General features: G+C 72.3%; 18 protein-coding genes. 5 read left to right on the plus strand and 13 right to left on the minus strand.

Features of this window, described 5'->3' with window-relative positions; all coding sequences use genetic code 11:
• Positions 1-24: 24 nt before the first annotated feature.
• The gene (locus KJK29_RS26410; RefSeq protein ID WP_215121616.1) at positions 25-1,296 is read right to left on the minus strand and encodes an SLC13 family permease; all 1,272 of its coding nucleotides are present in this window, start codon (positions 1,294-1,296) and stop codon (positions 25-27) included.
• Positions 1,297-1,488: 192 nt separating this feature from the next.
• On the opposite strand from KJK29_RS26410, the gene KJK29_RS26415 reads away from it, so the two are divergent.
• Positions 1,489-2,196 carry a FadR/GntR family transcriptional regulator gene (locus KJK29_RS26415; protein WP_215121617.1) on the plus strand — a complete coding sequence of 236 codons (708 nt, stop codon included), beginning with the start codon at positions 1,489-1,491 and terminating at the stop codon, positions 2,194-2,196.
• A gap of 10 nt (positions 2,197-2,206) precedes the next feature.
• Here the strand turns inward: KJK29_RS26415 and KJK29_RS26420 are convergent, their stop codons facing one another.
• Positions 2,207-3,292 carry a MerR family transcriptional regulator gene (locus tag KJK29_RS26420; protein WP_215121618.1) on the minus strand — a complete coding sequence of 362 codons (1,086 nt, stop codon included), beginning with the start codon at positions 3,290-3,292 and terminating at the stop codon, positions 2,207-2,209.
• Positions 3,293-3,459: 167 nt separating this feature from the next.
• Here KJK29_RS26420 and KJK29_RS26425 point away from each other — a divergent pair, with 167 nt between their 5' ends.
• Positions 3,460-4,344 carry an ATP-grasp domain-containing protein gene (locus tag KJK29_RS26425; RefSeq protein ID WP_215121620.1) on the plus strand — a complete coding sequence of 295 codons (885 nt, stop codon included), beginning with the start codon at positions 3,460-3,462 and terminating at the stop codon, positions 4,342-4,344.
• Positions 4,345-4,401: 57 nt separating this feature from the next.
• Positions 4,402-5,778 carry an MFS transporter gene (locus KJK29_RS26430; protein ID WP_215121621.1) on the plus strand — a complete coding sequence of 459 codons (1,377 nt, stop codon included), beginning with the start codon at positions 4,402-4,404 and terminating at the stop codon, positions 5,776-5,778.
• Here the strand turns inward: KJK29_RS26430 and KJK29_RS26435 are convergent.
• The 10 genes from KJK29_RS26435 to KJK29_RS26480 form a co-directional block, all read right to left on the minus strand.
• On the minus strand, positions 5,769-6,371 hold the full coding sequence (locus KJK29_RS26435) for a hypothetical protein (RefSeq protein ID WP_215121622.1): 603 nt from the start codon (positions 6,369-6,371) through the stop codon (positions 5,769-5,771). The genes KJK29_RS26430 and KJK29_RS26435 overlap by 10 nt on opposite strands.
• The gene (locus KJK29_RS26440; RefSeq protein WP_215121624.1) at positions 6,337-7,164 is read right to left on the minus strand and encodes an FkbM family methyltransferase; all 828 of its coding nucleotides are present in this window, start codon (positions 7,162-7,164) and stop codon (positions 6,337-6,339) included. Before KJK29_RS26440 ends, KJK29_RS26435 begins: the two co-directional genes overlap by 35 nt.
• Positions 7,161-7,382 carry a Trm112 family protein gene (locus KJK29_RS26445; RefSeq protein ID WP_215121625.1) on the minus strand — a complete coding sequence of 74 codons (222 nt, stop codon included), beginning with the start codon at positions 7,380-7,382 and terminating at the stop codon, positions 7,161-7,163. The genes KJK29_RS26440 and KJK29_RS26445 overlap by 4 nt, the downstream gene beginning before the upstream one ends.
• On the minus strand, positions 7,379-8,284 hold the full coding sequence (locus tag KJK29_RS26450; protein ID WP_215124469.1) for a hypothetical protein: 906 nt from the start codon (positions 8,282-8,284) through the stop codon (positions 7,379-7,381). Before KJK29_RS26450 ends, KJK29_RS26445 begins: the two co-directional genes overlap by 4 nt.
• A 15-nt stretch (positions 8,285-8,299) precedes the next feature.
• Entirely contained in the window at positions 8,300-9,073 is a 774-nt protein-coding gene (locus KJK29_RS26455; RefSeq protein WP_215121627.1) for a class I SAM-dependent methyltransferase, read from the minus strand.
• Positions 9,070-10,431 carry a condensation protein gene (locus KJK29_RS26460; RefSeq protein WP_215121628.1) on the minus strand — a complete coding sequence of 454 codons (1,362 nt, stop codon included), beginning with the start codon at positions 10,429-10,431 and terminating at the stop codon, positions 9,070-9,072. The genes KJK29_RS26455 and KJK29_RS26460 overlap by 4 nt, the downstream gene beginning before the upstream one ends.
• Positions 10,428-14,540, minus strand: coding sequence for an alpha-(1->3)-arabinofuranosyltransferase (locus KJK29_RS26465; protein ID WP_215121630.1), 4,113 nt, complete (start codon positions 14,538-14,540; stop codon positions 10,428-10,430). The genes KJK29_RS26460 and KJK29_RS26465 overlap by 4 nt, the downstream gene beginning before the upstream one ends.
• The gene (locus KJK29_RS26470; RefSeq protein WP_215121631.1) at positions 14,537-15,262 is read right to left on the minus strand and encodes a class I SAM-dependent methyltransferase; all 726 of its coding nucleotides are present in this window, start codon (positions 15,260-15,262) and stop codon (positions 14,537-14,539) included. The genes KJK29_RS26465 and KJK29_RS26470 overlap by 4 nt, the downstream gene beginning before the upstream one ends.
• Positions 15,259-16,410: a glycosyltransferase family 4 protein gene (locus KJK29_RS26475; RefSeq protein ID WP_215121633.1), complete on the minus strand. Its 1,152-nt coding sequence runs from the start codon at positions 16,408-16,410 to the stop codon at positions 15,259-15,261. The genes KJK29_RS26470 and KJK29_RS26475 overlap by 4 nt, the downstream gene beginning before the upstream one ends.
• Positions 16,411-16,650: 240 nt before the next feature.
• Entirely contained in the window at positions 16,651-17,646 is a 996-nt protein-coding gene (locus KJK29_RS26480) for a DUF3068 domain-containing protein (protein WP_215121634.1), read from the minus strand.
• A 214-nt stretch (positions 17,647-17,860) separates the two neighbouring features.
• On the opposite strand from KJK29_RS26480, the gene KJK29_RS26485 reads away from it, so the two are divergent.
• Positions 17,861-18,013, plus strand: a complete 153-nt coding sequence (locus KJK29_RS26485) for a hypothetical protein (RefSeq protein WP_215121635.1) — start codon at positions 17,861-17,863, stop codon at positions 18,011-18,013.
• 2 nt (positions 18,014-18,015) lie between these two features.
• Positions 18,016-19,260: a PucR family transcriptional regulator gene (locus tag KJK29_RS26490; protein WP_215121636.1), complete on the plus strand. Its 1,245-nt coding sequence runs from the start codon at positions 18,016-18,018 to the stop codon at positions 19,258-19,260.
• Positions 19,261-19,305: 45 nt separating this feature from the next.
• Here the strand turns inward: KJK29_RS26490 and KJK29_RS26495 are convergent, their stop codons facing one another.
• The gene (locus KJK29_RS26495; protein ID WP_215121637.1) at positions 19,306-21,354 is read right to left on the minus strand and encodes a TerD family protein; all 2,049 of its coding nucleotides are present in this window, start codon (positions 21,352-21,354) and stop codon (positions 19,306-19,308) included.
• Positions 21,355-21,583 lie beyond the last annotated feature (229 nt).

Genomic DNA, 21,583 nt, shown 5'->3' on the forward strand with positions numbered 1-21,583 from the left:
GTCCGTTCTTGGGGCATCGGCCGGTCATCCCCAGCCGGGGACCACCATCACCAGCCATGCCGCCGCCGGTACGACCGCCACCACAACTCCTCCGTACACCATCAGCTGCCGGAAGAAACGCTCACGGTCGACGTCCGGCGCGGCGGCCAGGACCAGGGCGCCGTTCGTGGAGAACGGGCTCACGTCCACGACGGTCGCCGATACGGCGAGGGCGGCGACCATGCCGATGGCCCCGATCTCGCCTTGTTGCAGGAAGGGGACGGCCAGGGGGATCAGGGCGCCCATGATTCCCACGGAGGAGGCGAAGGCGGAGACCAGGGCGCCGATGTAGCAGAGCAGGAGGGCGGCGAGGAGGGGGATGCCGATGCCGCCGACTCCCTCGCCGGCCCAGGTGATGGTGCCCATCTCTTCGAGGACGCCTACGTAGGTGAGTACGCCGCAGATGAGGAGGACGGTGGGCCAGGCGATTTGGGTGGTGGCCTTGCGGCTGTCCTCCGGCCAGGCGGTGCTCAGGATGACGGCGAGGGTGATGGCGGTGAGGCCTGCGTCCAGGTCGAAGACCAGGACGGCTATGACCAGGGCGAGGAGGGAGGTGAGGGTGGCTATGCGGGGTGGGGTGAGGGTGGTTTCTTCCGGGCTCAGGGTGGGGGTGTCTGGGGCGGGACTGCCGCCGTCGTCCACCGCGCCCTGCGCCCACAGCTTCAGTCCTCCGCACACCACGAACACCACCCCGGCGATGACCACATTCGCCGCCAGCGACGCCAGGAAGAGGACCAGTTCGTTGCCCGGGAGGTTTTCGCGGGCCACCAGGCCGTTGACGATCGAGCCGTAGATGCTGATCGGGGAGAAGCCGCCGGCCTGGGCGCCGTGGACGACCATCGCGCCCATCAGGAGCGGGCTGATGCCGTAGCGCGTGGCGAAGCTCAGGGCGATCGGGGCGACGATCGCGACCGCGGCGGGGCTGACCGCGCCGATCGCCGTGAGCGCGCCGGTCAGCGCGAACATCACCCAGGGGATGAGCGCCACCCGCCCCCGCACGAGCCGTACCGCGGCGTGCACCAGCCAGTCGGTGGTGCCGTTGGCGCGGGCGATCGCGAAGAGGTACGTGACGCCGACCAGGACGACGAACAGGTCACCGGGGAACCCGGCGAAGATGCCGTCCGCGTCGAGGTCGGCGACGAGCCCGCCGACCCCGAAGGCCGCGGCGAAGGCGAGCGCGCCCATGTTGACGGAACGGGTGGTGGCGATGACGAACACCACGACGAGGACGAGGATCGAGATGAGTTCGGGGGACATACGGGCTCCCGTCGTTGGGCCCCGGAGCGGTTGGGAGTACCTGAGAATGGACGAGTGGCTCAGCCACTTGTGCCGCGTTGGCTGAAAGCGTGGGTGCGGCCCGGGCGCCCGTCAAGGGGTCGCGCGACAATTGGTTCAGCCACTCGGCCACCGGGCAGGCCGGTGCTACGCTCCCGGCGAGAGGGGGACTCCGTGACCGACGCCCTGCGCCCCATGACGAAACAGCGCCTCTACGAACAGGTGCTGGAGCGGCTGCGCCAGTACGTCGCCGAGGGCGGGCTGCGCGCCGGCGACCGGCTGCCGCCCGAGCGTGATCTCGCGCAGCGGCTCGGGGTCAGCCGGGCCTCGGTGAAGCAGGCGATCGTGGTGCTGGAGGTCCAGGGCCTGGTGGAGGCCCGGCACGGGGGCGGTACGTACCTCGTGCGGGACAGTCTCGACACCGAGCCCGTCGAGCGGATGGTCGAGCGCCGCAAGCGCCTCCCGGATGTCCTGGAGGCCCGGGAGGCGCTGGAGACGAAGCTCGCCGAACTGGCCGCCGAGCGGCGCACGGACGACGACCTCGCGGCGATGCGCTCGGCGCTCGCGCACATGGCGGAGGAGATCGAGGCGGACGGTCACGGCGTGGAGGGCGACCGCCTGTTCCACGCGGCCGTGACGGCGGCGGCCCACAGCGCCCTGCTCGCCGAGTTCATGCGCTCCATCGCCGAGCAGATCGCCGAGAGCCGCACCGAGTCGCTCCGTCAGCCCGGCCGCCCCTCCCGCTCCCTCTCCCAGCACCAGGCCATCCTCGACGCGATCGCCGACGGGGAACCCCGCCGGGCGGCCACGGCCATGCGCCGCCATGTCCGCACGGTGGCGAAGGTGCGGCTGCTGGACTGGGAGCCGGGGGAAGAGGAGTAACAGCCCGGGGTCAGGCGGCTGCCCGCTCCACCACGTCCGCCACCACACAGCTCACGTTGTCCGGGCCGCCGGACTGGTTCGCCGCATCGACCAGCGCCCTGACCGTCTCGTCCGGGCCGGTCCGCGCGGTGAGGAGCCCGAGGACGCGGTCCTCGGGGACGACACTCGACAGGCCGTCGGAGCACAGCAGATAGCGGTCGCCCGGCTGGGCGTCGTGCAGCCGGAGGTCCGGGACCACCGTCGCCCCGTCGCCCGTCAGCGCCTTCAGAAGGAAGGCGCGCTGCGGATGGGAGACGGCCTCCTCGGCCGTCAGACGTCCCTCGTCGATCATCGACTGGACGACGGTGTGGTCGTGGGTGATGAGGAACAGCTCCCCGTCGCGCAGCAGATAGGCGCGGGAGTCGCCGATGTGCACCAGGGCCAGCCGTGAGCCCGTCCACAGCAGGGCGGTCAGGGTCGTGCCGATGTCGTCGGCGCCGTCGGCCACGTCCTGGACGGCCTGGGCCGCGCCCCGTACCGCGTCCTCCAGGAGGTTGAGGACTCCGCCGGCCGGGACCTCGTCCGTGTCCAGGAAGCGCAGGGCCTCCACGGCGGCGCTGCTCGCGGGCGCGCCCGCCGGTCCGAAGCCGTCGGCGACGGCGAGCAGCCGGGTGCCCGCGTAGGCGGTGTCCTGGTTGGCGGGGCGGACGCGTCCGGTGTCCGAGTGGGCGGAGTAACGCAGTTCCAGCATGGTGGTGTCCTCTCCTGGCTCTCGCGAGTCCGTCGTCAGGTGATCGACCAGGAACGCGGCGAGGTCCCGCCGCACCGCCGTCTGCGCCTCGACCCGCGCCCAGTAGGCGCGGATCTCGCGGGCGGCGGCCGTCGAGTCGTGCGCGCACAGCCGGGCCACCCGGCGGATCTCCGCCAGCGGCATGCCCAGCCGCCGCAGCCACGCCACCAGCCGGGCCTGCTCCAGCTGGTCCACCGCGTAGTACCGGTATCCCGAGTCCGGGTCGACCCGGGCGGGCCGCAGCAGGTCCAGCTCGTCGTACAGGCGCAGTGCCTTCGGCGAGAGCCGGCAGGCCTTCGCGAACGCGCCGATCGTCAGCATGTCCATGTGTGCCCCCCGCCTTCCGCGCGCCCGTCAGGGCGCTCGTCGCGCTCCTCGTTCCGCCACCGATGCTGGGGCTTCACCAAAGGTGAAGGTCAAACAGTGTGTCGAGGTTCCGTCGGCCCTTGTTAGCCTGCTCCGGAATCGATCGTTTGCCCGAGAATGGAGTCGCCGTGGCCGGGACCCCGCGCATCGCGCTCGTCACCTACGACCCCGCCGGCGAGGTGAGCAAGGACCAGGACCTGCCCGTGCTGGCGGACGCGCTGCGGGAGGCCGGGGCCGAGACCACCGTCGTCTTCTGGGACGACCCCGACGTCGACTGGGCCGGGTTCGACCTCGTCGTCATACGGTCCACCTGGGACTACAGCTGGCGGGCCGAGGAGTTCACGGCGTGGGCCGAGCGGTGCGCGAAGGCGACGCGGCTCGCCAACCCGGTGGACATCGTGCGGTGGAACGCCGACAAGCGGTACCTGGGCCTGCTCGCGGAGGCCGGGGTGCCGGCCGTCCCCACCCGCTACTTCGCGCCCGGCGACCCCGTCGACCTGCCCGACGACCACGAGTACGTCGTGAAGCCCACCTCCGGCGCCGGTGCCCGCTACGCCGCCCGTTACCCGGCCGGGGAGCGGGACGCCGCCCTGCGCCAGGTCGAGCGGATGCACGCCGAGGGCTTCACCGTCATGCTCCAGCCCTATCTGACCAGCATCGACACCCACGGCGAGCGGGCCCTGCAGTTCTACGGCGGACGTCTGCTGCACGCCAGCCGCAAGGGCGCCGTCCTCGCGCCGGACACCCCGTACGACGCCGACAAGATCGCCCACCCCGACCTCCGGCCCTGGGAGCCGACCCCCGCCGAAGTGGCCGTCGCCGAGCGGGCCCTGGCCGCCGTGCCCCTGTCCGGCGATCAGGAGCTGCTGTACGCGCGCGTGGACCTCGTCACCGGGCCGGACGGGGAGCCGTGCGTGATGGAGCTGGAGCTGATCGAGCCGAATCTGTTCCTGTGGCTGCACCCGGAGTCGGTGCCGAGGGTGGTCGAGGCGGTTCTCGCCGCCGCCGGCTGATCACGACGCGTGGGGCATACGTCCCTCGGTGAGGCTTTTGGTGTACCTTGTAGGGCCATGCCCTCCGAGCGACGGTCCTGGGCACCGCTGCTGGCGGTGTGCGCCGGGTACTTCATGGTGATCCTGGACGTGACGGTCATCAACGTCGCCGTGCCGGTGATCGGGCGGGAGCTGTCGGCCTCGCTCACCGGTATCCAGTGGATCACCGACGGATACACCCTGGTCTTCGCCGGGTTCCTGCTGACCGGCGGAGCCCTCGGGGACCGGCTGGGCAACCGGCGGGTGTTCTGCACGGGCGTCGCGGTGTTCACCGTGTCCTCGGCCGCCTGCGCGCTGGCGCCGAGCGCCCCGTTCCTGGTGGTGGCCCGGCTGGTGGAGGGGCTCGGGGCGGCGCTTATCGTGCCCGGGTCCCTGGCGCTGCTCCAGCAGGCCTATCCGGAGAAGGCCGTCCGCGCGCGGGCCTTCGGGCTGTGGGGCTCGATGGCGGGCATCGCCGCCTCCGCCGGGCCGCTCCTGGGCGGGCTGCTCGTCTCCACGGTCGGCTGGCGCTGGGTGTTCCTCATCAACCTGCCGGTCGGCGCGGCCTGTCTGGCGCTGACGCTGAAGCACGTCGGCCGCTCGCCCCGGCGCGCCGACCGGCCCCTGGACTGGCCGGCCCAGGTCGCGGTCGTCGCGGCGGTGGCCCTGCTGACGGCGGCGCTCAACGAGGCCGGGCGGCGCGGCTGGTCCGACCCGGCCGTGCTCGCCGGTCTCGGCCTGGCCGTACTGGCCGCCGCGGCCTTCGCGCTCCGCGAGCGACTGGCCCGCTCCCCGGTGCTGCCGCTGGGCCTGCTGCGCTCGCGCGCCATGAGCGGCGGGGCCGTCATCGGCCTGCTGTTCAACTTCGGCTTCTACGGCATGGTGTTCACCGCCAGCCTGGAGTTTCAGCACCAGCGCGGCTACAGCGCCCTCGGCACCGGGCTCGCGCTGTTCCCGGCGGTGGCGATGACCATGTTCGCCTCCGTCCTGTCGGGCCGGCTGTCCCGCCGTACCGGCGACCGCCCGCTGGTGGTCTCGGGCATGCTCCTGGCCGCACTCGGGCTGGCCGGCTGGGCCGCGGCGGGCGCCAACCCCGCCTACGGGCTGCTGGTGCTGCCGATGATGGCCGCCGGGTTCGGTACGTCCTTCGCCCTCACCGGCTCGACCGCCACCGTGATGGGCGCCGCCCCCGAGGCCTACTCGGGGGCCGCCTCCGCCCTGTTCAACACCACCCGCCAGATCGGCAGCGCCACCGGCGTGGCACTCGGCGGCTCCCTGCTCGCCTCGGCCGGCGACTACGGCACCGGGATCCGCACCAGCATGTTCATCGGCGCGCTCGCCTATATGACCGCAGCGGTCCTCGCCTGGCGGTGCGTGCCCGCGAAGAGCGCGGCCCCGGAGCCCTCTCAGTCCTGACGGCCGGTGACCGCCATCCGCTGCAGCAGCCCCCAGGTGAACTCCGCGACGACCTCCCACCGCGCCCCCGCCCCGTCCGGCGCCGTGAAGGCCAGCCCCCACCGGGTCGGTGCCGAACCCTCCAGGGGACGGGCCGGGGCGAAGGCACGGGCCGCTTCGTCCACCGTGCAGGACCAGGGGGCGAGATCGTCGAGGGTGCGCGGCTCCGGGCCCTCGGCGCCCGGCGCGCGGACCAGCCACTCGTTCCACACGGCGCCGTTCGGGGCGGTGAGGACCTCGAAGCGCAGGTCGGGCCAGAGCGGGACGGGCCACAGCCACGCCTCGCAGTCGAGGTCGCCGATGCGCCGGGGCGTACGGGACTCCGCGTCGCCGAGGACCGAGCGATAGCGGGACAAGGCCGGGCGCGGGGAGCGGATCATCGCCTGCCAGCGCTTGTTCGCCTCGCGCATGTCCGCCAGGGAGACTCCCAGCGCGTGCCGGGCGTCCTCCACCAGGCCGGGATTGTGGTCGGCCATGCGGCGCAGCAGCACCAGCTGGAAATCGAGCGGGGTGAAGGGGCTAGCGGGGCGCTTTCCGGAGGGCATGGGACCCATCGTCGCCCACCGGGGCCCTGCCGGGGCGGCGGCCGTCGGGCAGGAACAGCACCGAGTTGACGTAGCGCGGGCCCCTGAGCAGCGGCGAGGGCAGGACGCGGCGGAGCAGGCCGTGGGAGACGACGTAGGAGGCGTCGGCCTGGTGGTCCTCCAGCGGGAACTCGGCCAGCGGCACCCAGGTGTCGCCCGGCAGCACCCAGCCGTCGTAGCCCAGCAGGGCCAGATAGGTCACCACCGGCGCGATCGGCTGGATCCGGGACTCCAGCTCCACGAACAGGGCCGGGCGGTCGCGGGCCAGCAGACCCGTCGCCCCGCGCAGCACCGCCGGCTCGTTGCCGTCCACGTCGATCTTGATGAAGCCGACGTCGCGCAGCCCCAGATCGTCCAGCGTGACACAGGGGACGTCCAGCGCCCGGCCGTGGATGTCCCGCCGGACCAGCGAGGACACGCCCCGGTCGCCCGAGTCGTCCGACGGCAGCCACAGCCGGGCGAGGCCCGGACGGTCCGAGGCCGCCGCGCGGATCACCCGTACGTTCGACGGGACGGCGGCGGCCAGCAGCCGGGCCAGATGGGGCACCGGCTCGATCGTCACGACCTGCTCGGCGCGGCCGGACAGCCGGTGCGTCCAGGGCCCGTACCAGCCGCCCACATCCACCGCCGTACGGCACCCGGGCGGGCACAGCTCGGCGAGCCGGGCCAGCTCCGGTTCGAACCGCGGATACAGCGCCCGGGCCGTCGCGGCCACCAGCCGGGTGGGCAGCAGGGGAGCGAGGCGGGCGGCCAGGCTGGTCACGGCGACATCCTCTTGAGCAGTTCCTCGTGCTCCTCGTCCGGCACCTGCTCCCCGGACGAGGGCAGCAGTTGCGGAATGCCGTCGAGGATCGGATAGCGGCGGCGCAACCGCGGGTTGTACAGCGCCTCCTCCCGCTCGGTCTCCTCGGCCAGCAGATGCAGCGGGCCCTTGTCGAGCGGGCACGCCAGGATCTTCAGCAGCGGGTCGTCGGGCTTCATGGGGATGCCAACTCCTTGGCTGGGGAGGGCTCTTGGGGAGCGGAGTCGTGTTTGGGCATGGTCAGCAGTACGGCGACGGCCAGGGTCGTGCCCGCCACCCGCAGCGCGAGCCGCAGCGGGTCGTCCGGCAGGGCCTCGCCGAAGGACAGGGTGCCGAGCACCGCCGTGAACAGGCAGGTCACGGTCGTGCACACCGGCACGATCAGCGAGGCCCGGCAGCGCTGCAGCGCCGCCTGCGACATCACCAGTCCGAACACACCGGTGAACAGCAGCAGATACGGATAAGGGGAGGCCAGCAGATCCAGGACCGCGCCGCCGATCCCGCTGGTCGTCAGATGGCTCGACACGCCCTTGATGGCCAGCGAGCTGACGCCGTACAGCAGGCCCACGGCCACGCCGTACTCGACGCCGGTCGTCGGGCGCCGGTGCCGGTTGCGGGCGCGGCGCTCGGCGGAGCCGTACAGCCACACCCCGGCCGCCAGCGACGGCACGCACACCAGCAGGATCAGCGGATAGGGCGCCTCCTGGCTGACGGAGTCCGAGCCCTCGCGCAGGGACAGCACCACCATCAGCAGCGCGAGCAGGATCGCGCCCAGCGCGTATCGCTCACGGCCGGTCGTCTCCTCGCCGAGCAGCCGGGCCGACAGCAGCACGAGCAGCACCAGGCCGGAGACGAAGATGCCCTGCGCGGCGGCGATCGGCAGCGTCCGGTACACCGCGAGCTGGGCGGCGAACCCGGCCGCGAGCGAGAGCGAACCGCCGATCCACAGCGGGCTGCCGAGCACCAGCCGCAGCAGCCGGGCGGGCTGCCGGATCGATACTTCAGGCAGGGCGGCGAGCGCGCGTTTCTCCAGGACGAATCCGGTGCTGTACAGGACGTTCGCCAGCAGGGCCGCGGCCACTCCCCACCACATGGGCTACGTCCTCCTGGCGTGCAGCAGCAGGATCGACGCCAGCTTCGGCCGGGCGCAGGCCAGCCGGTCCAGCGGCCGAAGCGGGCGCGGTACGCCGTGGAAGGGAGCGCCTTCGAGTCCTACGACCGTGAATCCGGACGCGGCGACGAACTCCCTCAGCGCGCGGGCGGTGTAGAGGCGCAGATGTCCTACGACCTCTTTGCCCGGGCGGCCGTGGATGCCGCGCAGGCTGACCTCCGAGAAGACCGGCTGCACCCCGGCGAGCAGCAGGGCGCGGTTGTACCAGGCGGCCAGATTCGGGGTGGACAGCATCAGATGGCCCCCGGGGCGCAGGATCCTGCGGATCTCGTCGAGCGCGGCGTCCGGGTCGACGAGGTGCTCGATCACCTCGCTGAACAGCACCGCGTCGGCGGATTCGGAGGCGAACGGCAGTCCCCCGCCGGTGAGTTCACCGCGGACCGCGTACGGGATGCGGGTACGGGCGCGTCTGAGGGCGTCCTGGGACCAGTCGACGCCGATGACACGGTGGCCGGGCAGCAGGGGCGCGGCGGTGGCGGCGGCGGTGCCGTCGCCGCAGCCGATGTCGAGGACCGTGCGGGGGCGGTCGCCGGCCGGTCCGAGGGCCCGGGCCAGCATGCGGGCCTGGCGGAGGCTGCGGGGGGTGCCGGACGCCACCGGGACGGCGGGGTTCTCGTAGAAGTCGCGCAGGTCGCGGGGCGGGCGTCGTCCGGCGGTGGTCGTTGTCGTCGCGGGTGTCGTGGCCGGTGTCGGTGTCATGGGGCGACCTCCGTGGTGTGCAGATAGTGCTCGAAGAGGTCGCGGAGGTGGGCGCCGTCGCCGTGGCTGAGCAGGGACCGGGACCAGCGCAGGGCCAGGTGGAGACGGCCGGCCGTGGAGGCGGTGGTGACGGTCAGGCCGCGCGGCATCCGGGCCGGCGCCGAGAACCAGACCGCGTGCGCGCGGCCCGCCTCCTCGCCGAAGTCCAGCGGGTACGGGATACGGCCGATGTTGCTGAGCAGGGTCGTCGACGTCCAGGGCGCGGCGGCCCTGCGCAGGCCGCGGGTGAGGGCGGCGCGGGCGGCGACCGGGGCCCAGGGGGAGGTGAGCAGGGCGGCGCCGTGGCCCAGTTGGGGGCGGGGCTGGGATTTCAGCGCGCGGGTGCGTTCCGCGGTGCGACGGAGCAGGGTGGACATCTCCGCCTTCAACTCACCTGGTGAGAAAGGCACTTCTACCAGGCGGGTGCCGTTGCCGATGGGCATCGTGGTGTCGCGGGGGCGGTCGTCCACGGGCATGGTGATGCGCAGGGGGCGGGGGCGGGCGCCGTGTTCCCTGTTCCAGTGGGCGATGGTCAGGGCCGTGGTGACCATGAGCTGGTCGTTGACGGTGTAGGGGGAGCCCTTGGGGCGGTGCGGGAGGGGGAGTTCGGTGACGAGCATGCCGTTGCCGGGGGAGGGGTCGGGTGTGCCTTGCGCTACCCGCGCGGGGGGTGACCAGGTGGTGGGGGTGTCCGGGGGTTCTTTTCCGGGTTCCGCGGCGCGGGTGGGGGGCGCGGTGGGGTTGTTGTCCTGGCCTCCGTAGAGCTCTGCGGCGGTGGCGAGTATGCGGAGGCAGGCCGGGCCGTCGAGGGCGGTGTGGTTGATGGTGAGGAGGAGGACTGTGCCTTGGGTGGTGCTCGGGGATGGTGCTGGGGCCGGGTGGGTCCGCAGCTCGGCGGGGCGAGGTGCCGCTGCGCCCACCCGTGCCGCCCCAGCGGCACGATTGCCCGCAGCTAGGGCGGCGACTGCTTCGAGTCGGATCGGCGGCGACATCGTCAAGGGCGGTGCCTCCGCCAGTGCCCTCGTCCTGGCGTCCTGCAACGCCCTCGGCCCCGCCGGGGTGAAGGTCACCACCTCCGTGTCCGGCTCCGTCGTCAGCTCCCACTCGTAGCGGCGGCGGAACCACGGCCCCCCTGCCTCCCGCATCAGGATGCGGGGATGCCGGTGCAGGGCCTCGGTGAAGGCCTTGCGCAGGCGGGCGGGTTCCAGGGGGCCCGGGAGGTGGACCTCGATGTGGACCGTTTCCGGTTCCTGCTCCTGGAGGCAGTGCCGGGACACCTCGTCCACCACCGGGAACGGGATGCGTACCGGTGCGGTCATGCGGGCTCTTCCTTCCCCGGTTCTCGCAGGCTCACCAGGCCCGCGAACAGGCCGATCAAAGCCAGCAGTTGGGCCACATGCCCGAACGCGCCCGTGCCCGACCCCACCGGCTCCCCGGCCCCGAACGCGGCAAGCACACCCGCTCCCGCCAGCGCGACGAACGCGATCGGCACCAGCAGGGCGTGCCGCCGCGAGGCCAGCAGTGCCAGGGCCGGGACCAGCAGCGCGAACCAGCCCGCGATCACCACTGCGACCAGCGTCAGCGCCACCGTGCCGAGCCACAGCCCGGGCAGCGGCGGAACCGGCTGCGGTGCGTCGGGGTTGGGGGCGCGGCGGCGCCACAGGGCGAGGCCCAGCAGCACCGCGATGCCGGCGCCGCTGCCGATCAGCCCGACGTCGTAGGTCGTGGCCGGTTCGTACGACAGCTTGACCGCGCCGCCCGCCCCGGCCGGGACCCGCCAGCCCTGCTGCCAGCCGTCCAGCCGTACCGGGGTCAGCTCCTTGCCGCCCAGGGTGGCCTTCCAGCCGTCGTTGAAGTTCTCGTACGTCGTCAGGTACGAGGCCGTGCCGGAGCCGACCGTGACCTCGCGCCGGTCGCCCAGCCAGTCCCGTATCTCCAGCTCACGCCCGGCCGCCGCGGCCTCGGGAACCGTCCCGCGGGTCAGGGTCACGTCCGTGAGGGCGAGCGGGCCCGCGTCACCGCCCTCCAGCCGGTGTTCGCCGGCGGGCAGCCGCACCTCGGAGTCGCCCCGGCCCTCCTGGCAGAGCGTCACCTCGACGCCCCGCCGCTCCACGAGATCCCGCACCGTCCCCTTCACGCTCGTCCGGTACAGCTCGCTGTCCAGCGCCACGTCCGGGCCCTTGCCGCACGGCAGGGAGAACTTCCGGGTGCCGTCCGGCTGCGGGGTGCGGTACTGGTCGAGGGAGGGGACGTACGCCTCCGTCAGGCCCACCGGGAGGCGCAGATCCTCGTCGGCGACCGGGTTGTGCAGGGTCAGCGGGGCGGTCTCGGTGACGGTGATGTCGAGCCGGTCGGTGGTGATCGGCGGGAAGCGGACCCAGCCGTTCTCGTCGACGCCGGCGATCGTCGCGCCGTCGGGGGAGCTGATGCTCACCTGGGAGGCGCGGGTGGACAGGCCGCCCGCGGGGGCCAGGACGACTTCGCCGACCGGCTGCTTGCCCTCCCAGCTCAGGTGGATCGTCGGCCGGTCGCCCGCGATCCAGGCCGTCGTGAGGTCGCCGTCGGTGAGGTTGCGTGCCGTCAGGCCCGCGCCGAGGCTCGCCGTGGAGTCGGCGGTGGCGACGATCCTGGTCTGCTGCTCGGGTGCGACCTCGTAGAGCAGCCGGTCGAGTTCCTCGCCCGGCACCGGCACCGCGTTCGCCTTCACCTCGTAGGTTCCGGCGGCCGGTGTGGTGAAGCGGCGGTGCAGTCCGGCCTCCGTGCCGGTCGCGGACAGGCCCGTCGGGTCGGCGGCGCGGTGCAGGGAGACGACGGTGGCGGCCGCGGTGGCGTTGTCCGCGTCGGCCGGCAGCTTCAGCAGCCGCGTCACCTGGATGTCCGGCAGGTCGATCTCGGAGAAGCCCGCGCCCGTCAGACCGGCCCGGCGCTCCACAGAGTCCACGATCGTCAGCTTCATCCAGCGGCTCGTGCCCTCGGGCGCCTTGATCCGCTGCGTCTTGCCGTTCGGCTGGAGGAAGCTCGTCTTCGAGCCCTTCTCCGTCTCGACCCGTACCTTCGTGGCCGCCGCGCGCACACTCTCCTGCGGCAACGGCGTGACCTTGAAGGAGGACGGCATGTCATAGGGGCCGGTGAAGCCGACCCGCAGCCACTGCCCGTCCGGGGTGTCCGGCGCGCCCTCCGCCCAGGCGGTGTCCGGGTTGCCGTCGAAGGCGTTCACCGGGTCGTACTGCGGCAGATGGAAGAGCCAGTTGCCGTACGAGGACGCCGTCACCGAGGCGGCGCCGCGCAGTTCGGCCACGGTCTGGTGGTCGGTGCCCTCGGCGGGCAGGATCTGCCGCGGCTTCTCGCCCGGGTCCTGCTGGGCGTCGGGCGCGTTGCGCTCGTCCTCCGTGTACGTGTACGACGTACCGGCGTTGACCAGGCCGAACCGGGTGTCGGCACGCCGCATCCCGTCGCCCACCACCTGCACGGCCGGGGTGCCGAGCCCGGGATGGTTGTCGCCGGTCAGGACACTCGCCCGCCCACGCAGCCGGGACGCCAGCGGCAGCAGCGCCTCCGGGCCGCCGGACACCACGGCCGTGTCGGAGACCGGGGCCAGTCCCGCCTGCCCGGGCCGGAGCACGTCCGCGTCGGCCGGCCGGTAGATCTCCACCGCCCGCTGCCGCGCGTACAGCCCCTCGACCTGGAGCGGGGCGTCCTGCGCGATCCGCCCGCCGGTCATCACCGGACCGAGCCCCGTCACCCGCTCGTACCCGGACTGCTCCAGCGTCCGCTTCACCGTCGCGGTCGGCACCGCGCCGATCTGGTCGGGATCGAGATCGTTGCGTACGACGACGTAGTACAGCCCCGCCCGGCTCAAGTAGTCCGCGAGACCGGGGACTTCGCCGCCCGTCAGCAGCGCCTGCTCGACAGCGTCCATCGCGCGCCGGTTGCCGGGCGTGCCGAACGGGACGTAGTCGCGCTGCGCCCAGCGCGACTCGGCGAGCACGTCGAGCGGCTGGTCGATGGGGGAGCCCCAGGTGTACATGCCGTGCGCGGTCGCCGGGACGACCAGGGCCCGGGAGTCGGGGGAGTACTTCTCCAGCCAGTCGGCCGTGGCCTGCCAGTAGGTGGGCAGCTTCTGGAAGGAACCCTGGTTGAGGATCGAGCCGTTGAGATACGGCAGCAGCAGCCCCGGCAGGACCAGCACGGCCGCGATCAGCGGGGCGAGACGCCGGCCGCGCACCCGGCGGGCCCCGCGCGGCTCGGCTGCCACACCCACCAGATGGACCAGGCCCAGCACGAGCGCCAGCGCCATGCCCGCCTGGAACTTGTAGATGTTCCGGAACGGCGACAGCCACCCGTCCAGCCAGCCCTGCACGACCCCGTGGAACGGCGCCCCGAACGCCCCGCCGTACCCGGCGAGCAGCACCAGCGCCGCCACCAGCACGGTCAGCACCAGCCAGCGCCGCTCGGGCACGTCCCGCCGGGCGAGTCCGGCGAGCCCCAGCCCGGCCGCCAGCGCCGAGCTCACGATCACGAGGACCGAGGAGGCCACGGCCCACCCCGCGGGCAGCCACGCCTCACCGAAGTGCAGATAGGCGACCCAGTTCCCGGCGCCGCGCAGCGCCTCGGTCGCCGACATGGTGTCCGTCGTGGTCTGGGCCGTCTCGATGTACGGCAGGAAGTTCTCGCCGTAGACCCCGAGCAGCAGCAGCGGCACCCACCACCAGGCCGTCACGACGATCACGGCCGGGGCCCACCAGGCGATCAGCTTGCGCTGCCGGGGCCCGGGCGGCCGGGACAGCAGATACAGCCCGACCGGCAGCAGCGAGGCCAGGGTCGCCGAGGCGTTCACCCCGCCCATGAACGGCACGAGCAGCGCCGACCGCAGCGCCGCGACCCGGGCCGCGTACCGCTCGTTCGTCAGCGGCAGCAGCACCCACGGCAGGAAAGCGCCGGGCAGCGCGGCGGCCGACGTCGACCCGATGACCGTCGTGAACACCGGCCACAGCGCGTACGCCACGGCCCCCAGCAGCCGGGACGTCCCACTGCCCACCCGCAGCCGTTCCGCCAGCCGCAGCGCACCCCAGAAGGCGACGGACACGACGACCGACATCCACAGCCGCTCCGCCAGCCACACCGGCAGCTGTACGAGGTCGCACAGCCAGTAGAACGGCAGCATCGGCCAGAGATAGCCGACGTACTGGTCCTGGATCCCGCCGAACCCGGCCCGGTCGTGCCACAACTGGCCCAGATCTGCGAGGAACTGCCCCGGGTCGACGGTGACGCCCAGCTTGGTGTCGAAGGTCTGCCGCCCGGGTTGCACCGCGAGGAACAACACGAACACCACAGCCCAGAAACCCAGCAGCCAGCGTCGCGACCGCGGGCCCTCGGGGGGACCCGCCGCGGTCGCGGTGGGGGGAGGAGCCTGGACCGTGGTTGTCATGTAGGACACCGCCGCAGAATGAGGAGGAGGTTCCAGGTGGCGAACTCGCGGATCCCGGGCGCCTTGACGACGGTCTCCGCGAGGAAGGGCCAGTAGCGGGAGCGCGCCGAGACGACCGTGACGTCGTCGCGGGCACGCACCTGCCGCAGGGTGGAGCCGATGTGCACCGCGAACAGGTTCTCGCCGAGCGTGTGCTTGGCGGGCCGGCCGGTCCGCCGCAGATAGCGGGCCCGGGCCCGCTCGGCACCGAAGTAGTGCCACGGGGCCCACTCGTGCCCGCCCCACGGCGACAGCCAGTTGGTGAACGACACATAGATCAGCCCGCCCGGGCGCGTCACCCGGGCCAGCTCACTGAGAAAGGTCTCCGGATCGGCCACGTGCTCCAGCACGTTGGAGGAGAAGGTGACATCCGCGATGCCGTCCCGCAGGGGCAGCAGATACCCGTCGGCGACCACCGCACCGCCGGGCGGCTTCTCACCCAGCTCGGCCATGTCCGGCTCGAACAGATAGGCCTGGGCCCCGCGACGCCGGAACTCCTCGGTGAAGTAGCCACTGCCCCCACCGATGTCCAGGACGGTACGCCCGGCGACGGGCCCGTCATACGCCTCGACTTGGTCGGCGGCGTCACGGGCGAGCAGCGAGTAGCAGTACTCGGGATCGTCCTGTTCACGGAGGAAGGCACGGAACAGGGCAACAGATCTTCGAAACGAGGGGTCTTTCACGGCCCCCAGCCCCTCACCGCCTCCGCGGCCACCACCCGGAACTGCCGAACCGTACGGTCCCACCGATAGGAAGCGGCCCGCTCCCGAGCCGCCTTCCCCATCAACTCCCGCTCCCGCCCGGCCAGGGCCAGCGCACACCACGCGGCGGCGAACGACGACTCACCCCGCGCGAGCACCCCGGTCTCACCATCGACCACGGAGTCCTTGAGCCCGGGCACATCGAAGGCCACACTCGGCGTCTCCCGCGTCGCGGCCTCCGTCACGACCAGCCCCCATCCCTCCACGGCGGAGGGATGCAGCAACAGCCAGGCCGCACACAGCAGTCGATGCTTCTCGGCTTCGGACACATACCCGGTGAACTCCACACCGGGCCCGGCCAGCCGCTCCAGCCGTTCGCGCTCCGGCCCGTCCCCGACGATCACCAACCGCCCGCCGGTCACCGGCCGCACCCGCTCCCACAACCGCAGCAGCAGATCGATCCGCTTGTACTCGACGAGCCGCCCGACGGCGACGAACAACGGCTCCGCCGAGCGCTCGGCTCGCGGCCCCGGCTCCTCGACCCCGTTGTGCACGACCCGGATCCGGTCCCGCTCCACCCCGATCGCCCGCAGCGCGTGGGCCGTCGAAGGGGACACGGCGACCATCAGGCCGCCCTGCCGCGCACCGGTCAGCGCCCAGTGCTCGAGTCTTCGGCCGATGCGCGCCGCCGGGGCCAGCGGCCCGCCGAAGCGCATCTTCCACAGATCCGTATGGACGTGGTTGACCAGACACAGCGTGGGACCGCGATGCCACAGCGGCGCCAGATACGGCATGCCGTTGCACACCTCGACCAGCAGATCGCAGTCGCCGATCTGGCGGGCGAAGGCGGAACGGGCGCGCAGATAGTGCCCGTAGGGGCCGCCCGCCGACACGACCCGGTAGTCACGGAAGGCCGCGGGGCCTCCGCACAGCAGGGTCACCTGGTGACCCAGCCGGGTCAGCCCGTCGGCGAGCTTGTCGACCAGCAGCTCGGAGCCGCCGGCGGAGGGGTTGTCCAGATCACGATGGGCGAGGAACACGATCCGGCGCGGATGTGGGGGGAGCGCCGGAAGGGCCCGCTGCGCACTGGTGGAGGCGGCGCGCAGCCGGGACGGTACGTGCTGGGGCATGGGTGCTCCAACTCGTCTCGGGGTGCGGAAGTCAACGTGGGAAAATGTGAGGGTCTGTCCGGAAGGGGAGTCTGAAAGGGGAGTCTTGAAGAAGTCGGCCTGTGGGGGGGCCTGAGCTCTTCCTGGGAGGGGAGTGTGGACGGGATGTGCTCGGGTGGGGTTGGACAGTTTTCGCCCGGACGTTCGTCAGGGCTACTCACCGGCGTGACAATTTCGGGCTTTGTTAGAGCTGACGTCACATCACATCGTGAGGGTGGGCTGGGGCATGTCCGGCTTTTCGGACGGAACAGGCTGCTCCGGCTCCTTCCGCCCACGCGCCACGAGAAGCCCACCCACCACCGCGAGCACAAAACCGGTCACCGCCGCCCCGATCGGCAACGTCACGCCCACCATCCGCAGTTGGCGGCTGTCCCGCTTCGCCTGCCGCACCGCTTCCTTCTGCGTCGCGGTCGTGAAGGAGACCTTCCGGCTGTCCAGCAGCACCGCCGCGTCCTTCTTCCCGCCCGGCGCCCGCAGGGTCCGCTTCGGCCCGGTCTGCGCGTAGATCACCCGGCCGGTGGCCTGGTCCACGATCAGCTCGAACCCGTGGTTGGAGTACCACTCCTCGGCCAGCACCTGCGGCCGGCCCGGCTCGTCGACGAGGCTGCCGGGCACCATCCGTGTGCCGGTCCTGGTCGGCGGCACCGATCCGGTGAACTTGTAGCCGGTGTAGCCCTGGACCTTCGCGGTGCCCCGGTAGCGCAGCACGACCGTGTCGCCGAGGGTGTTGTCCCACCACTGGTAGGAGCGTTTCTGCACGTCGAAGGGGAACTTCAGATAGGCCTCGCCCTCGATGTACGGCTTCTCGCCGCAGCAGTGCACCGGACGGGTCGTCTCGCGGTCCATCACCCAGCGGTGCGGTGTGAAGTCCAGCGCGTCGTGCGGATCGGCGGCGGGCAGCGACTTGTCCGTGTCGACCGTGGTGATCACGTCCCAGACGGCGTTGCCGCTGCGTTCACTGGCCTCGACATTGCCCCGGACCCGCTGCGTCACGGTGATCTTCCGGCCGGAAACCGTCTCGATCCGGTCAGTGTCGAAGACGCTGCCCCGGCCGGTGTAGACGGCGGTCGTGTCGATGTCGATCGGATTCACCGCGGCACGCGGTTGCACATACCAGGCGAGCAGGGGCGCCAGCACCAGCAGGAACGTGCCGAGACCCAGCAGGACCAGGGAAAACGGAGAGGTTGTACGGCGCATCCGGGCACTCCAGTGGCTTGGGACGGCTCGACGTACGAGGAGACCGGCACGGCGACGAAGTGCGCGCATGCGGTTGGGCCGGGAACCGTAGGCGGCTCTTGACGGGGTGTCAATGCTTGTCGAGACTGGGCGCGACAGGCAGGGACGGGACGCCAAGGTGGGGCGACCTCCGGACGAACACCGGACGAATCCGGACAGAGAGGCTGACCCTGCGATGTCCAGACTGCTCGCTGCCGCGTTGACCGTCGCGCTCGCCGCCGCCCTTGCCGTGGGCGCCGCGCTGGGCGTGGTCGCGCTGCTCCAGGCCACACCCGACCAGCCGAACACCCCCTTGATCACGTACGAGCAAGCGGGCCAGGGGAGTTGACGGTGACGGCTGCCCGCACCGGAACCGTCACCGCACGCTCGGCCTGGCACGACGTACCGCGCTTCCAGGTACGCCGGTTCGCGGCGATCGCCATGGCCGAGGCGCCCGAGCTCGCCGAGGAGATCCTCCGCGAGATACAGCGCGAGTACCCCCATCTGCCGTTCGTCGTCGACGACTCGGGCGAGCCCATGGCCCTGGTCGGCATCCGCCGCGCCATCGAGGTCTTCGTGCAGCACCTGGAACACTCCGAGGGGCGGCCCACCGTCCCGCCCGGCGTCTTCCAGGACTTCGGCCGCGGCGAGGGCCTGAACGGCCGCTCCCTCGACTCCCTCCAGGCCATCTACCGCATGGGCGTACGCCTGGCCTGGCGCCGCTTCGCCGACATCGGCCAGCGCGTGGAGATCCCGCCCCCGGCGATGTACGAACTCGTCGACGCGGGCTACGAGTACCTGGACGGCCTCGTCGACCAGTCCGTACGCGGCTACGCCGAGGCCGCGGCCCGTCAGGCCGGTGAACGCCTGCGTCTGCAGCGCCGGTTGATGGAGCTTCTCCTCGTCGAGCACCATCGCGGCGACCCCTCCGAGGCCCTCACGGAACGCGCCGCCCGGATCGGCTGGCCCCTCCCGGCCAAGGTCGCCGTCGGCGTCCTGCTGCGTCCCGCCCGGGAGGCCATGGCCCCCGCGGTCGGCCAGGGTGTGCTGCTCGACATGGAGTACGAGCAGCCCCGCATGGTCGTGCCCGACCCGGGCGCGGCGGGCCGCCCCGAGCTGCTGCACCGGGCCCTGGCCGGCTGGTCCGGCGCGATCGGCCCGCCCGTACCGCTCGCCGACGCGGCGAAGTCACTGCGCTGGGCCGAGGCGGCGGTACGCCTGATGGAACGCGAGCTGCTCCCCTCGGGCGAGGTCCTCTACTGCACCGAGCACACCGAGGCGCTGGTCCTCCTCCAGCCGGAGGAACTGATCGACGACCTGGCCCTGCGCTGCCTGGCCCCCCTCACCCACTGCGGCCCCACCCACGGCCGCCGCCTCGCGGAAACGCTCCTCGCCTGGCTGGAGACCAGGGGCGGAGCCCCGGAGGTCGCGGCCCGCCTGGGCGTCCACCCCCAGACGGTCCGCTACCGCCTGCGCCAGATCCGCGAACTCTGGGGCGACGAGATCGACGACCCCGACCGCCGCTTCGAACTGGAACTGGTGCTGCGGGCCCAGCGGCTGCGGGGGCAGTTGGGGGCGATGCGCACCCGGCGATGACCGCCCCCCGGCGATGCCCCCGGCCATGCTCCCCCCCGGCGGATGTCACACCGACGCCCGCTCCTTCGCCGTCGCCGTCGCCGCCGCCCGCCCGGAGACCGGGGCGTCCAAGTGGACCACCACCGACGAATAGAACCGCTGCACGGCGTCGTCGACGCTGCGGATGAAGCCGGACTCGGCGCTGCCCCGCCCGCTGCCCATGCCCTTGAAGAGGGACAGCCGGAAGCCGGTGATCCGGGTGGAGCCGTCCCTCGGGAGCAGATCCGCCGGCTCCGGACGCAGCCGCTCCAGCGTGCCCCGCGGGCCGCCGGTCTCGCCCTCCACCAGCGTCTCGACATGCAGGTCCGCCGGTGCCTCGGCGAGCCGCCGGACCAGACGCTTGGCCCAGGTCAGGGGATAGCCCTGCTCGGGTGCCGGGATCTCCACGGACGTGCGCAGCTTGGCCGTTCGCAGATCGGCGCTGAGGGTGAGCAGGCCGGGCGCCCCCTCCACCCGCAGTTCCGCCTGGAGCCTGCCCTCCAGACAGAGCTGGTCGGCGAGCCGGGCACGCCGGGCCCCGGGGTCGGTGCCGCGCCGGGTGCGCTGGGCGGGCAGCACCTTCTGCCCGAGTTCGCCGCCGAGCCGCAGGCACACCTGACGGATGAGCCGCTCCCAGCTCTCCACCACCTCCAGGGCGCGCGGGTCGCCCTGGCAGAGGGTCTCGTCGCCGATCCCGTTGCGCACGGGCACCCAGGCCGCGCCCATGTTCTGGAAGCCGTGGCAGCCGGAGTTCTCGTGCTGGAGGTAGTGCAGGAGGTCCTGGAGCAGCCAGGTGCGGGCCGCGTTGCCGACGCCCTCGTGCCGGATCAGCATCTGCGCCTGGTGGGCCACTTCGGCCCAGGACAGATGCCAGAGCGCCACCTGGTGCTTGCGCCGCCGGTCGATCTTCACATCGACCAGCGGGCTGCCCTCCAGCGCGACATCGTTCGACAGCGTGATCACGGCCTCGTAGCCACGCCGGGCCGCGATGTCCATGTAGGCCTGCACCTGGTCGGACCTGAGGGGGTTGCCGTTGGTCTTGGTCTCGACGAGCGCCGTCCACAGCTTGCCGGCGCGCTCCACGCGGATCACTCCGTCGGGGCGCCGGGGTGTGTCACCGTGCGGCAGGGAGACCTCGGTGAAGGTCTCCATCCGGCCGGAGGGCGCGCCGAAGGGGGCGGTGACCCGCCTGCCGAACCGGGGCACCTGGGCCATCACCGACAACAGCACGGACGTGGCCCGCGTCTCCCGGTCCCGGTCGCTCTTGAGCGCCGACACCGGGAAGAGCCGGGCCTGCCGCCAGGACTCGTTCTCCGCCAGGCTCTTCACGGGCGCCCTGGGCGGCGTGACCTTCTTCTTCGCGGTCCGGGGCCGCGCCGCCCGCTTCTTCGGAGCGGTCTCCTCCGTCGCGTCGACGGGCCCGCGCGGCGCCGGGACGGCTTCCAGCATCGCCGCCGGTCCGGTCTCGGGTTCGGCCGCGGCGGCCGGTACGACGGGCACGGGCACCTCCGGGGCCGCCGCCGTCTCGGAATCCGGCTCGTCATCGTCGACGTCCACGCCGAAGTCCGTCGCCAGCCCCGCGAGCCCGCTCTCGTAGCCCTGCCCGACGGCCCGGAACTTCCACTCGTCCGCCCGCCGGTACAGCTCGCCGAAGATGATCGCGCTCACCTCACCGGCGTCCTCGATGACGAACTGCAGCAGACTCTCGCCCCCCGCGTCGGCCAGCGTCACCTTGAGATCGTCCAACTCCCCGAAGCGGGCACCTTCGTACCGGCTCGCGGCCACGACGATCCGCTCCACCTCGGCCGGGACCGCCGTCAGATCGAAACTGATCCGGTCCTCGCTGCCGTCCCCCGTTGGCTCCTTGCCGAGGAGCTGCACACTGCCGTCGGCCGCCACCGGGTTGTTGTAGAAGTAGAAGTCGGCGTCGCTGCGCACCTTGCCGCCGGCGTCCAGCAGCAGGACGGACACATCGGCGTCGCCCTCCCCGGTCGGGCTGGACCAGCCCAGGCTGATGATCGCGGAACCGACGTTCTCGCTCAGGGCCGTTAAGGACAAGTTCGAGCCCTTGGTCATGTCACGCACAGAAATCCCCCCACCTCTGCGACACCTGTGACGTGTCGCACATACGGCACTTTAATGTGCACGCAACGCGCTCGTGGGCCGCTCTTCGGTTTCCGCCCGCTGTCCGTCTGCCTCGTCTGCCCATTGCCCGGCCAAACCTCTATGGCTAGCCTGTGTTCGTCATGCCGATCGCCTGTTGATATCTCGAACACAGGCGCCTGAGACACATAGGGAGGGGCCG

This window comes from Streptomyces koelreuteriae (assembly GCF_018604545.1).
Taxonomy (GTDB): Bacteria; Actinomycetota; Actinomycetes; order Streptomycetales; family Streptomycetaceae; genus Streptomyces; species Streptomyces koelreuteriae.